A 12,029-nucleotide genomic window follows, 5' to 3' on the forward strand; every position below is an offset into this window, starting at 1 on the left:
GCTTTCATCGCAGGGGTGTCAGGGATGTTCGCGGTAGCTGGTCTGCCCGCCGTCCTTCGGCACATAGTGATACGTGCGGACGCGGAACTGGATGTCGATCGCCGGGTTGTTCAGCAGCCGGATCATCTCCGCGCCGGCCAGCAGCATCGGACCGTAGCCGTGCATCGCCGTCGTGCTGGTGGGGCGGTTGTAGTAATAGACCTGGTCGCTCGCGAACGTCGTGCCCACGCATGTGCCTTCCACGCGGCCCTGGGCGTCGATGCGCGCGGACAGCGCGTTCCAGCCGGCCTGCGCGATCGAGCCGTACGTCGTCGGGCTGATCCAGCCTTCGTTGACGGCGTGCGCGAGCACGTACACGAACATGGCGCTGGCCGACGTCTCCAGGTACGAATCGTCGCGGTCGACCATCTGGTGCCACAGGCCCGCGCCGGACTGGCGCTCGGCGACGCCGCGCAGCGTCTTCTTCAGCTGCGCCATCACCTTCGGATAGCCCGGGTGGTCCTTCGGCAGCACGTCGAGGACGTCCGACATCGCCAGCACGGCCCAGCCGTTCGCGCGCGCCCAGTAGAAGCGCGGGGCGTCGGGATTGTTGGCGTTCCAGCCGTGCGTGTACAGGTTGCGCTGCGGATCGAACAGGTAGTCCGTCATCTGCAGGACGTTCTTCACGGCGTCGTCGAAGTACGCGCGGTCGCCCGTCATGCGGCCCAGTTCCGCCAGCGCGGGGATCCCCATGTACATGTCGTCGGCCCACAGCGACACGGCCTGCGGGCGCTGGCGCGCGAGGGTGCCGTCCGGCAGGCGGAACTGGCGCTTCGCCACCCAGTCGCCGCACACCTTGATCTGCGCGGCGAGATCGGGGCCGATGCCGGCCTGGCGCGCACGCATCATCGCGGCGCACATGGAGCCGGCGTCGTCGAGCGCGCGCGGATCGAGGAAGTGCGCGAAGCTGTTGGCGCGCTCGAGGTGGAAGCGCTGCTCCTGCGCACGGAAGTAGGGGAGGCGGTCGGCGAAGAATTGCAGGTGGCGCTGCGTGAGGGCGGCATAGCGCTTGTCGCCCGTGGCGGCCGTGGCCTTCAGCAGGCCGGCATGCACGACGCCCATCTCGTAGGCCTGCAGGCCGAAATCGGCGTCACCCTTGTCGACGACGGCGTCGGCGACAGGCGTGCGGAAATCCGTGACGGGCGCACCGCTGCCCTTGTGCACGATACGTGTCGGCGTCTGGCTGTCGACATAGCCGCGGATGCGCTGCAGCGACGCCGCGATCTCGGCGACGACCGGCTTCTTATACGGCACCGGATACGTGCCTTCGGCCGTGTCGTTCGGGTTCTTGTTGTCTGGGTTGCGATAAGGCCCCTCGGCATGCGCAGGGGCGGCAAGGCACGCGAAAGCGGCCAGGAAGGCGAGCAATCTGATTGGCGGCACCGTGTAGTCTCCGGTCGTTTTTTATATGGTGGACGTTTTCCGTCCTTTATTTGGCCAGACCATTCTAGGTTGGTCTGGCCACTTTTGCAAGGTGGACTAGCCGGGGTGTGTTGTTGGGTGGCATACTGGCCGTCCCACGACGAGGCGGAGGCCAGGATGCGCAGGACGATATGTTGGATGGGTACGGCGTTGCTGCTGGCCGCATGCGCGGCGCAGCCCGTGAAGCCGCCCGCACCGGAGAGCTACACGGCCGAGACGACGTACGCGAAGCTGGCGGCTCGCTATCCGTTCATCCGCATCGCGAGCCGCGCCGTGCCGCCGGCCGTGCGGGCCGTCACCGACGTCACCTATGTACGCCGTGGTGCACACGACCTGAAACTGGACCTGTACCTGCCCGCGGCGGCGGGCAGGGCGCCGCGCCCGGCCATCGTCTTCGTGCACGGCGGCGGCTGGCGCGCGGGCGTGCGCGCGAACTTCGCGCCGATGGCGATCCGCATGGCGGAGCGGGGCTATGTGGCGGCCACCATCAGCTATCGCCTGTCGCCGGAAGCGCCTTACCCGGCCGCGATCCACGACGCGAAGGCAGCCGTGCGCTGGGTGCGCGCGCACGCGTCGGACTACGGCATCGATCCGGGCCGGATCGCCATCGCGGGCGGCTCGGCCGGCGGCCAGATCGCGGCGCTGACGGGCGTGACGAACGGAGAATCGCGCTTCGATCCGGACGGAGGCAACGGGGCGAGCGACGTGCAGGCGATCGTGAACATCGACGGCCTGTCGGATTTCACGTCGGAAGAAGCCCGCAAATACGAAGACGACCCGGCGAAGCAGCCGTCATCCGCCGGCGCGTGGTTCGGCGGCCGCTATGCGGAGAAGGCGGCGCTGTGGCGCGATGCGTCGCCGCTGTATCACGTCAAGGCGGGCACGCCACCCGTGCTGTTCATCGTCAGCGCGCAGCGGCGTTTCAGCCTGGGGCGGGACGAGATGACCGAACGACTGCGGGCAATGGGCGTGCCGAACCGGGTCGTGCCCGTGCCCGACACGCCCCACAGCTTTTGGCTGTTCGATCCGTGGCTGGCGCCGACGGTGGAGGCGGCGGATGCGTTCCTGAAGGAGGTCATCCCGCCCCGAACGGATACTCCAGGCTCGCCGCCGGCTGCGTGAACCACTTCGGTCCGCTCGCCGTCATGTAGAAGTGATCTTCCAGGCGCACGCCGAATTCGCCCGGCACGCAGATCATCGGCTCGTTCGAGAAGCACATCCCCGGCTCCAGCGCGCGGGTTTCGCCGCCGACGAGGTAGGGGCCTTCGTGGATGTCGAGGCCGATGCCGTGGCCCGTGCGGTGCGGCAGGCCGGGCAGCTTGTAGCCGGGACCGAAGCCGTTCGCCTCGAGCGAGCGGCGCGCGGCCTTGTCGACCTCTTCGCACGGCACGCCCGGTTGGGCCGCGTCGAACGCCGCCCGCTGCGCCGCCTGTTCCGCATTCCACACGAAGCGCTGGCGCTCGGTCGGCTCGCCGAACACGTACGTGCGCGTGATGTCGGAGATGTAGTTGTGGACCTTGCAGCCCGTGTCGATCAGCACCGTGTCGCCCCGTCGCAGGGTCTGCACATAGCTCACGCCGTGCGGGTACGCGGTCGCCTCGCCGAACAGCACGATGCAGAAATAGGAGCCGCTCGCGCCGACCTTGCGGTGCGCGAGGTGGATGAATTCTTCCACTTCCTTCGTCGTGATCCCTTCGTGCAGGATCGACGCCGCCGCCACGTGCACGGCCATCGTCATGTCCATCGCGCGCTGGATCAGCGCGATTTCCGCGTCCGACTTGCGGCTGCGGCAGTGCGACGTGACCGGGTGCGCATTCCGCAAGGTGTAGCCATCGGTCGCGGCGCGCATCGCGTCGAACAGGAACAGCGGCGTGCTGTCGTCGATGGCGAGCACGCTGCCGGCCCCGATGCCGCGCTGCTCCAGCGCGGCGCGCAGGCGCGCGGCGGGGCGCTCGTGCTCGTCCCAGACGGCGATGTCGCCTTCGACGACCATGAAACCGCGGATCGTGCTTTCCTCGAACGCGGGGGCGATGTAGACGAGGTCACCCTGCGCCGGCAGGATGGCGCCCACCATGCGTTCGCTGGGACTCCACTTCGTGCCCGTGAAATAAGTCAGGTTGCTGCCGGCGTTGAGATAGACGGCGTCGATGCCTTGCGCCGCCATGAAGGCCTGCGCACGTTCGATGCGCGACCGGTGCTCGGCCAGCGCGATGGGCACGGCGCCCGCGGTCATGTCGCGCAAGGCGTCGAGCGCCGCCTGTTTGTCGGTGCCACCAATGTTCATGTTTCTCATTACCTCATTCAAAGTCCGACAGCGCCCGCGCGGTCGCGGGCATGATGGGTGTCCGGGCATCCTCGTGGGACCACCCGAACAGGAAGGCGCATGCCGCGCCGCAGGTCTTGCCCTGGCAGGGCCCCATGCCGACGCGCGTCGCCAGTTTCGCTTCGCGCCAGTCGCGGTGCGGCAGCAGGCGGGCCCGGGTCACGTCCTCGCAGCGGCACACGATCGTCTCCGGGCCGCACATCGTCCGCAGCGACGCGTCCGGCGCGAACGTGCGCGCCAGCAGCGCCGCGAACGCGTGCGAGGCGCGCCGCAGCGGCAGGTCGCGCCCGGACGGGGGCCGGCCCAGCGCGGCCAGCGCCGCGATGCGTCCCTCGGCGACGGCCTTGTCGACGCCGCCGATGCCCGTGCATTCGCCCGCGGCCCAGACATCCGGGCGGCTCGTCCGCTGCGCATCGTCGACCTGGATCGCGCCGTCGACGACGTCGCATCGCAGTGCGCGCGCGAGGTCCGTGTTCGGGACGAGGCCGAAGCCCGCCGCGAGGAAGTCGCAGGCATACTCGACGTCCTTGCCGCCGGTCCGCACGACGACGCCGCGCACCGTATCCTCTCCCGTCGCTGCGACGAGCGTGGCGCCCGTCACGTACGGGATCCCGCGCAGCTCGGCGAACAGCGACGCCGCCTGCAGGAATTTCTTCCCGTGCCGCGACAGCAGCCCGAGACCGAAAGCCGACAGGCGCGACCACGGCTGGTGTTCGACAATCGCGGCCACGTGCGCGCCCGCGCGCAGCGCCGTCGACGCCGCCGCCAGCAGCAGCGGGCCCGTACCGGCGACCACGACGCGGCGTCCGGACACCGGCATGCCGCCCTTGATCAGCGCCTGCAGCCCGCCCGCGCCGGTGACGCCGGGCAGCGTCCAGCCGGGGAACGGCAGCGACAGTTCGCGGCTGCCCGAGCAGAGCACGAGGCGCTCGAACGGGACGGCGGCGCCGCGTCCGCCCGTTTCCACGAGCAGCGTGCGGGAGTCCATGCAGCCGATGACCTGGGCATCCTGCATCACGGTGCAGCCGGGATGGCCGCGCAGGGTGTTCCACGCGCTGCGTGCGCGTGCGTCGGTCCAGCGCGCGGGGCCGCCGCGCCAGATCTGGCCGCCCGGCGCGTGATTATCGTCGATCAGGCAGATCCTTGCGCCGGCGTCGAGGGCGGTCCGCGCCGCGGACAGTCCCGCCGGGCCGCTGCCGACGATGTGCACTATGTTCTTCACCAGTCGCCTCCCGTGGTGATGGTCATGCCGTCCGCGCAGATCGTCCTGCACGCCAGCTGGTTGGTGCGGCCGTCGACGGTCACGCGGCATTCCTGGCACTGGCCGATGCCGCAGAACGCGAACCGGGGCTGGCCCGTGACCGAACGCCGCGTGCACGGCGACCGGGCGCCGACGAGCGCCGCGACGACGGTGACGCCGCGCGGTACGTCGACCGCGACACCGTCGACCAGCACGCGGCTCAGGGAATCAGGCGGGGACATGGACGAACCTCGACGGTGAATAGGGGGCGGCCGCGATGGAAGCGGGACGGTCCAGCATCAGGTCGGCCAGCAGTTGCGCGGTGCCGAACGCGGTCGTCACGCCGAGGCCCTCGTGGCCCGCGGCGACCCACACGCGTTCGAGCGTCGGATGGCGTCCGATGACGGGCCGCCCGTCGTAAGTCGCGGGGCGCATGCCGGTCCAGCTGCGGATGATTTTCATGTCGGCCAGACAGGGCAGCAGCGCGATGGCCGAGCGCAGCACGCGCGCCAGCACGCGCGGATCGACGTCGGCATGCCGGATGCCGTCCTGGCGGCACGACCCGATCAGCCATTGGCCCGTGATGCGGGGCTGGACATTCGCCGCGACGGCGACGGCGTCGCTGCCGGCTTCCGTCTGGCCCTCGGTTTGCCCATAATCCATGCTCACGACCTGGTGCGACAGCCGCCGCGGGTAGCGCGCCGTGATGGCGAGATGGCCCTTGCGCGGGAAGATCGGCATGTCCGGCAGCAGGCGCGTCACGGCGGCCCCCGTCGCGACGACGACGTCGCCCGCATCGATGCGTTCGCCGTCGGCCAGCGTGACGCCGACGTCGTCGACGCGGGCGACGGCCGCGCCGAAGCGTGTCCTTCCCCCCAGCGCGACGAGCGTTTCGGCCAGGCTGCGCGCGACGGCGGGCGGGTACACGACGCCGTCGCGCGCGACGCGCACGCCGCCCGCAAGCCCTGCGCGCAGTGCGGGTTCCACACGCGCGAGCTGGGCGCCGGAGAGTTCGGCCGCATCCCAGCCGCGCCGCGCCAGGCGCCCGGCGCGGACGCGCGCCTGGGCCATCTGCGCATCGTCCTCGGCGACCCACAAGGTGCCGCAGCGGACGTGTTCCGCGAGGCCGGCGCGGGTGGACAGGTACTCGTCCCAGCGCGCCAGCGACAGCAGGCACAGGTCGAGTTCATCGTCCGTCTCGTCGAGGGCGACGAGGTGGCCCATGCCGGCCGCGGTCACCCCGCCACCGGGGTGGTTCGCGTCGACGAGCAGCACGTCGCGCCCGAGCGCCTGCAGCTCCGCCGCGCAGGCCGCGCCGACGATGCCGGCGCCGACGACGATCACGTCCGGATGCTTCACGCCAGCACGGGCAGGGTGGGGCGGTTGGCGATGGCGGCGCGGATCGTCCGCTCCACCGCGTCGCGGCGCGCGCCGGCGAGCGGCAGGCGCGGCGCGCGCACGCGCTCGTTCGAACCGATCGCGATCGCTTCCGCGAGCTTGATGTTCTGGACGAGGTAAGTCGACACGTCCAGGTCCAGCAGGGGACGGAACCAGCGGTAGATGCGCAGCGCCTCGTCGTAGCGCCTGGCCTGGACCAGCCGCCAGATCGCCACGGTCTCCTCGGGGAACGCGAGGCCCACGCCGGCGACCCAGCCCTGCGCGCCGACCATGAGCGCTTCGAACGCGAGGTTGTCGACGCCGGTCAGCAGGTCGAAGCGGTCGCCGAAGCGGTTGATGATGTCGGTGCTGCGGCGGATGTCGTCCGACGATTCCTTGACGGCGACGAAGCGGGGATCGTCCGCCAGTTCTTCCATGATCTCGATCGTCACGTCGACGCGGTAGGCGAGGCGGTTCGAATAGATCATGACCGGCAGGTCGCCCGCCTGCGCGATGGCGCGCAAGGTCGCCACCGTCTCGCGCGGGTCCGTGTGGTAGATCGTGCTGGGGACGACCATCAGGCCGTCCGCGCCCGCCCTGGCCGCCTTCTGCGCCAGCGCGCACGCATCGCGAGTGGACGCTTCCGCGACCGTCAGCAGCGCGGGCTTCGCGCCGGCCGCTTCCTTGCAGAGTTTCAGGACGTCGATGCGCTCCTCGTGCGACAGCATCGGGCCCTCGCCCAGCGAACCGCAGGCGATGAGGCCATCCACGCCGGCGTCCATCTGGATGCGGAAGCAGCGCAGCATTTCGTCATGGTCGAGCGAGCCGTCCTCGGCGAACTTGGTGGTGACGGCGGGAAGAACACCTTTCCACATGGGGTCTGTCTCCTTTGCTTGAAAGGTCACATGCTAGGCCTGTTTGGCGCCGGGGTCTTGCGTGAAGCGTTCGCCGGGGAGGCCGAAATCGGCACAGCGCCCGGCCGCCGTTTGCCATGCCGGCGTAACCCGCCTATATTGGCGTCCGGGAGGACAACATGATCGACGACACCACCATCCGGGCCATCGACACCATCGGCATGCAGGCCGTCGAAGCGATCTTCGACGCCCTCGGCGACGTCGCATTCTTCGTCAAGGACCGGGACGGCCGTTACCTGAGCATCAACCGCACGATGGTGCGGCGCTGCGGAGTTCGGCACAAGAAGGATGTGCTCGGCAAGACGGCGCTGGAACTGTTCCCGCGCGCCTTGGCCGAGACGTATCTCGCGCAGGACCGGCAGGTCATCGCCAGCGGCACGGCGATCGACAAGCAGCTCGAACTGCACATCTACCCCGGCCGCGGCCGCGGTTGGTGCATCACGAAGAAGATTCCGCTGTTCGGCAAGGATGGCGACGTCGTCGGCCTGATCGGCACGTCGCAGGATCTCGGCCTGCTGGACGACCTGCACCCGGCGTACCGGCAGATCGCGCGGATCGCGCAGCACATCAGCGACCACTATCGGGAGAATATCTCGCTGAAGGCGCTGGCGGAGGAAGCGGGACTGTCGCTGTCGCGCGTGGAACGGCTGTTCCAGAAAGTGTTCCAGCACTCGCCGCGGCAGCTGCTCGTGCAATGCCGGCTGGCGGCCGCGCGCACCCTGATCGAACAGGATCCGGGCGCGAAGATCGCGGCCATCGCGTACGAATGCGGCTATACGGACCACAGCGCGTTCAGCCGCCAGTTCAAGTCGTACGTGGGCATGAGCCCGACCGAGTACGGGCGGCAGATGAAACAGGACTAGGCGGGGAGGCCCCACGCGAACGGATCGGTGTCGTCGAACAGCAGCGTCGACTCGGCGCTGACCCAGGCCGTGCCCCGGATCGTCGGCGCGACGGTATCGCCCGCGCGGCGGTAGCTGCCTTCGAACACGCTGCCGATGATGCTCTCCTGGCGCCACACGGCGCCCTGTTCCAGGTCGCCATCCGCCGCCAGGCAAGCCAGTTTGGCGCTGGTGCCCGTGCCGCAGGGCGAGCGGTCGTACGCCTTGCCGGGGCACAGCACGAAGTTGCGGCTGTCCGCGATGCGTGACGGGGCGAACAGTTCCACGTGGTCGATGGGCGCGCCGCCGTCCCCGGTGATGCCTTGCGCGGCCAGCGCCGCCATGACGGCTTGCGCGAACGCCGTCAACGCCGGGACGTTGGCCGGCACGATGTCGAACGCATGGTGCTTGATGAGGAAGAACCAGTTGCCGCCCCACGCCACGTCGCCGCGCACGGCGCCATGGCCCGCGACGTCGACGTGGACGTCCTTGCGCGTCCGGTACGACGGGACGTTCTCGATGCTCACGGAACCGTCCGCGTGCAGCTCGGCCGTCACGACGCCGACGGGCGTGTCGATGCGGTGGCGTCCGGCCGTGATGCGGCCGAGGTGGGCCAGCGACACGACGAGGCCGATCGTGCCGTGCCCGCACATGCCCAGGTAGCCGACGTTATTGAAAAAGATGACGCCCGCCGCGCAGTCCGGGGCATGCGGTTCGCACAGCAGGGCGCCCACGAGGACGTCCGAACCGCGCGGTTCGCACACGGTGCCCGTGCGGATGTGGTCGTGTTCGGCGCGCAGGCGCGCGAGCCGCCCGGACAGCGGGCCGTTGCCCAGGTCCGGACCGCCGTCGACGATGAGCCGGGTGGGTTCGCCACCGGTGTGCGAGTCGATGATCGAGATTTTTTTCATGCCTGGAAGGCTAAACCGGGGCCGGCGGCGGGTCTTGTTGTTTTTCTGCGTCTTGATGAGCGAAAGCGGCACACCGTCGCGAGACATTCATGCGGTTGTGACAATCTGCAAGAATCCAATAAAAATTTCCCAATATTATTGAACGTTGCTGCGCCAATAGACCAGCAAAATCAATGTGTTACGGATAAATAAAAGGGAAGTCACAAAAATGCATCCGATCTCATCCGGCTCCAGGGCCGACCATGCCAACAACGCCGACAAACTGTTCCTCCCCGTCCTGTGGGCGCTATTCGCCACATCGCTGGCGCTGGCCCTCGTGTACGACTCGCTGATGCTGGCGGTCGCCGTCGGGCTGCCGCTCGCCCTCGTGCCGAGCGCGCTGATCGCGGCCGCGCCGGGCAGCCTCGCCGCGCGGCTGTCCGTCGCCGTCGCGCTGATGCTGTTCTGCGCGCTGAACATCCACCAGGCGCACGGCATGACGGAGCTGCATTTCGGGATCTTCGTCCTGCTCGCCTTCCTGGTCTGCTACCAGGACTGGCGCGTCATCGTCGCCGCCGCGGGCACGGCCGCCGTCCACCACCTCACGTTCAACTATCTGCAGGAATGGGGCTATCCGACGCTGTGCTTCACGCATCCGGGCATCGGCATCGTGCTGCTGCACGCGGTGTACGTCGTGGTCGAGGCGGCCGTGCTGTCCTACCTGGCCGTCCGCCTGCAGCGCGAGACGACGGCCGTCGCGGCGAGCGCCGGCACCCTGCACGACACCTTGCGGGCGATGCGCAGCAGCGCGGACCAGGTGGCGCGCGACATGGACCTGATCACGCAGACGTCCAGCGCCGTGGCGGCGGGCAGCGCCGACCTGTCCGCGCGCGCCGCGGCGCAGGCCGCGCGGCTGGAGCAGGCCGCGGCCGCGGTCGACCACCTGACCGCCACCGTCAAACGCAACGTCGACCACGCGGCGCTGGCCGACGAGTTGGTGGCGTCGGCCTCTGCGCTGGCCGTGAAGGGCGGCGACGTCGTCGCCGACGTCGTGCAGACGATGGAGGCTATCCGTTCCAGCTCGCGCGAAGTGCAGGACATCGTCAACGTCATCGACGGCATCGCCTTCCAGACCAACATCCTCGCGCTGAACGCGGCCGTCGAGGCGGCGCGCGCGGGCGAGCAGGGGCGCGGTTTCGCCGTCGTGGCGGGCGAAGTGCGCAGCCTCGCCCAGCGCAGCGCGCAGGCGGCCAAGGAAGTCCGCCAACTGATCGGCGACTCCGTCGTGCGCGTGGACGCGGGCGGCCGGCTCGTGGACGAAGCGGGGCAGGCGATGCACCAGATCGTCGGCTCGGTCCAGCGCGTGGCCGGCATCATGACCGCGATCTCGGGCGCGAGCCAGGAACAGCGCGACGGCATCGAGCAGGTGCGCGATTCGATCCGCGAGATCGAGGTGACGACGCGGCAGACGGCCGAGCTGGTCGGGCAGAGCGCGGATGCGGCCGAGACGATGTGCGCGCACGCGTCGTCGGTGGCGCGGGCGGTGGGCACGCTGCGCCGATCGGAAGCGGCCGCGTAAGTGGAAATGCGCGCATTTTCGCGGCCCCCGCGCTGCTAGACTCGTCGGGTCAGCATTCGAGAGGGCCGCGATGAGCGCATACCGAGCCAGCAACGTCGTGTCCTTGCACGGCGATCCGATCTACCACCACACGGAAAGCACGCCGTGGACGCCGCCGCAGGGCGAGATCTGCCTGCAGCAGATTTCGGACCACATCGACCGGCACCTCGGGCCCGTCGACTGCGTGTTCCACGAACTGGTGTCGGACACGGTGCACATCGACGTCCATATCGTGAAGCCGACGGAGGCGTACCCGTTCATCCGGCTGGTCACGTCCGGCATGAGCGACCTGCCGATGTCGACGCCGCCGGACGCCGACGTCCCGCGCCACGCCGAGCTGATGATCACGCTCCCGCCGGACTGGAAGCTGGACAAGGAATCGTTCGAGGACGAGCGCTGGTACTGGCCCGTCCGCCTGATCAAGACGATGGCGCGGCTGCCGCACAAGTACGGGACGTGGCTGGGCTGGGGCCACACGGTGCCGAACGGCGATCCGGCGGAGCCGTATGCGGCGGACGTGCGGTTCGACGGCTGCATCCTGCTGCCGTCCATCAGTGTGCCGGACGAATTCCACCGGCTGCGCATCGACGCCGACAAGGAGATCGCGTTCTTCGCAATCGTCCCGCTGTACAAGGAGGAACTGGCGCTGAAGCTGCGGGCCGGCGCCGAGAAACTGCTGGAGCGCTTCGACAAGAAGCACATCGACGACATGATCGATGCGCGCCGGCCGAACGCGGGCAAGAGGCTGTTCGGCTTTTTGTGACCGGGCGCGGCGCTGGACTGAAGACCGCCCATACCTTACCTGCCATGCATCCGGCAGGCCCTGTTCGTCACGGAACGCACTGCGCGGCGGCGCGCACGGCGCCGCTCACGGTTTAGGCGCGCGCTTCGCCAGTTCGCGGTCCAGCGCATTCGCGAACCGCTGCCGGTCCGCCTGGCTGAACGCGCCTGGTCCGCCCGTATCGACGCCGCTGGAACGCAATTCGTCCATGAACGCGCGCATCGTGAGCTGCTGCGCGATGGTGTCTTTCGTGTACCACTCGCCGCGCGGATTCAACGGCATGCCGCCCTTGTCCAGCACGAGGGCGGCAAGGGGAATGTCGCCGGTCACGACGATGTCGCCGGGTTGTACGCGCGCCACGATTTCCGCATCGGCCGCATCGGCGCCCGAAGGCACCTGCAGCGCGCGGATGAAGCGCGAGCCGGGTACGCGGATCAACTGGTTGGCCACCAGCGTGACGTTCAGCTGCACGCGGTCGGCCACGCGGAACAGGATGTCCTTGATGACGGCCGGGCAGGCATCGGCGTCGACCCAGATCTCCATG

The 12,029-nt window shown here is 69.2% G+C and carries 12 protein-coding genes; 4 read left to right on the forward strand and 8 right to left on the reverse strand.

What is annotated here, in order from left to right; genetic code table 11:
• Positions 1-18: 18 nt before the first annotated feature.
• Positions 19-1,422, reverse strand: a complete 1,404-nt coding sequence (locus ACEN9H_RS12055; RefSeq protein ID WP_371769375.1) for a glycoside hydrolase family 105 protein — start codon at positions 1,420-1,422, stop codon at positions 19-21.
• Positions 1,423-1,599: 177 nt separating this feature from the next.
• Between ACEN9H_RS12055 and ACEN9H_RS12060 the strand changes: the two genes are divergently transcribed.
• The gene (locus tag ACEN9H_RS12060) at positions 1,600-2,583 is read left to right on the forward strand and encodes an alpha/beta hydrolase fold domain-containing protein (protein ID WP_413674926.1); all 984 of its coding nucleotides are present in this window, start codon (positions 1,600-1,602) and stop codon (positions 2,581-2,583) included.
• Here ACEN9H_RS12060 and ACEN9H_RS12065 read toward each other — a convergent pair.
• Genes ACEN9H_RS12065 through ACEN9H_RS12085 form a run of 5 tightly spaced genes read right to left on the reverse strand, consistent with a single transcriptional unit; the run spans position 2,537 to position 7,276 of the window.
• A complete protein-coding gene (locus ACEN9H_RS12065) occupies positions 2,537-3,745 on the reverse strand; it encodes a M24 family metallopeptidase (protein ID WP_413674927.1) in 1,209 nt (402 codons plus the stop codon). The genes ACEN9H_RS12060 and ACEN9H_RS12065 overlap by 47 nt on opposite strands.
• 13 nt (positions 3,746-3,758) lie before the next feature.
• Positions 3,759-5,006 carry an FAD-dependent oxidoreductase gene (locus ACEN9H_RS12070; protein ID WP_413674928.1) on the reverse strand — a complete coding sequence of 416 codons (1,248 nt, stop codon included), beginning with the start codon at positions 5,004-5,006 and terminating at the stop codon, positions 3,759-3,761.
• Positions 5,003-5,266 (reverse strand): 2Fe-2S iron-sulfur cluster-binding protein, encoded by a 264-nt coding sequence (locus tag ACEN9H_RS12075; RefSeq protein WP_413674929.1) that lies wholly within the window; start codon positions 5,264-5,266, stop codon positions 5,003-5,005. The genes ACEN9H_RS12070 and ACEN9H_RS12075 overlap by 4 nt, the downstream gene beginning before the upstream one ends.
• A complete protein-coding gene (locus ACEN9H_RS12080) occupies positions 5,253-6,383 on the reverse strand; it encodes an NAD(P)/FAD-dependent oxidoreductase (protein WP_413674930.1) in 1,131 nt (376 codons plus the stop codon). The genes ACEN9H_RS12075 and ACEN9H_RS12080 overlap by 14 nt, the downstream gene beginning before the upstream one ends.
• Positions 6,380-7,276: a dihydrodipicolinate synthase family protein gene (locus ACEN9H_RS12085; RefSeq protein ID WP_413674931.1), complete on the reverse strand. Its 897-nt coding sequence runs from the start codon at positions 7,274-7,276 to the stop codon at positions 6,380-6,382. The genes ACEN9H_RS12080 and ACEN9H_RS12085 overlap by 4 nt, the downstream gene beginning before the upstream one ends.
• A gap of 158 nt (positions 7,277-7,434) precedes the next feature.
• On the opposite strand from ACEN9H_RS12085, the gene ACEN9H_RS12090 reads away from it, so the two are divergent.
• A complete protein-coding gene (locus ACEN9H_RS12090; RefSeq protein WP_056125619.1) occupies positions 7,435-8,178 on the forward strand; it encodes an AraC family transcriptional regulator in 744 nt (247 codons plus the stop codon).
• On the opposite strand, the gene ACEN9H_RS12095 is transcribed toward ACEN9H_RS12090, so the two are convergent.
• Positions 8,175-9,107, reverse strand: coding sequence for a 4-hydroxyproline epimerase (locus ACEN9H_RS12095; protein ID WP_413674932.1), 933 nt, complete (start codon positions 9,105-9,107; stop codon positions 8,175-8,177). The two genes, ACEN9H_RS12090 and ACEN9H_RS12095, sit on opposite strands and share 4 nt — an antisense overlap.
• Before the next feature lie 208 nt (positions 9,108-9,315).
• Between ACEN9H_RS12095 and ACEN9H_RS12100 the strand changes: the two genes are divergently transcribed.
• Both ACEN9H_RS12100 and ACEN9H_RS12105 read left to right on the forward strand, forming a co-directional pair.
• A complete protein-coding gene (locus tag ACEN9H_RS12100) occupies positions 9,316-10,665 on the forward strand; it encodes a methyl-accepting chemotaxis protein (protein ID WP_413674933.1) in 1,350 nt (449 codons plus the stop codon).
• A gap of 70 nt (positions 10,666-10,735) precedes the next feature.
• Positions 10,736-11,467: a suppressor of fused domain protein gene (locus ACEN9H_RS12105; RefSeq protein ID WP_413674934.1), complete on the forward strand. Its 732-nt coding sequence runs from the start codon at positions 10,736-10,738 to the stop codon at positions 11,465-11,467.
• A 105-nt stretch (positions 11,468-11,572) separates the two neighbouring features.
• Here ACEN9H_RS12105 and ACEN9H_RS12110 read toward each other — a convergent pair whose 3' ends face one another.
• A complete protein-coding gene (locus ACEN9H_RS12110) occupies positions 11,573-12,028 on the reverse strand; it encodes a YaiI/YqxD family protein (RefSeq protein ID WP_056125283.1) in 456 nt (151 codons plus the stop codon).
• Position 12,029 lies beyond the last annotated feature (1 nt).

The organism is Massilia cellulosiltytica (assembly GCF_047325105.1).
GTDB lineage: Bacteria > Pseudomonadota > Gammaproteobacteria > Burkholderiales > Burkholderiaceae_D > Telluria > Telluria orientalis.

Bases quoted from the DNA above. Each gene is read 5' to 3' on its own strand.
- ACEN9H_RS12060 (WP_413674926.1), top strand. From the start codon at position 1,600: ATGGGTACGGCGTTGCTGCTGGCCGCATGCGCGGCGCAGCCCGTGAAG.
- ACEN9H_RS12065 (WP_413674927.1), bottom strand. From the start codon at position 3,745: ATGAACATTGGTGGCACCGACAAACAGGCGGCGCTCGACGCCTTGCGC.
- ACEN9H_RS12075 (WP_413674929.1), bottom strand. From the start codon at position 5,266: ATGTCCCCGCCTGATTCCCTGAGCCGCGTGCTGGTCGACGGTGTCGCG.
- ACEN9H_RS12085 (WP_413674931.1), bottom strand. From the start codon at position 7,276: ATGTGGAAAGGTGTTCTTCCCGCCGTCACCACCAAGTTCGCCGAGGAC.
- ACEN9H_RS12090 (WP_056125619.1), top strand. From the start codon at position 7,435: ATGATCGACGACACCACCATCCGGGCCATCGACACCATCGGCATGCAG.
- ACEN9H_RS12095 (WP_413674932.1), bottom strand. From the start codon at position 9,107: ATGAAAAAAATCTCGATCATCGACTCGCACACCGGTGGCGAACCCACC.
- ACEN9H_RS12100 (WP_413674933.1), top strand. From the start codon at position 9,316: ATGCATCCGATCTCATCCGGCTCCAGGGCCGACCATGCCAACAACGCC.
- ACEN9H_RS12105 (WP_413674934.1), top strand. From the start codon at position 10,736: ATGAGCGCATACCGAGCCAGCAACGTCGTGTCCTTGCACGGCGATCCG.
- ACEN9H_RS12110 (WP_056125283.1), bottom strand. From the start codon at position 12,028: ATGGAGATCTGGGTCGACGCCGATGCCTGCCCGGCCGTCATCAAGGAC.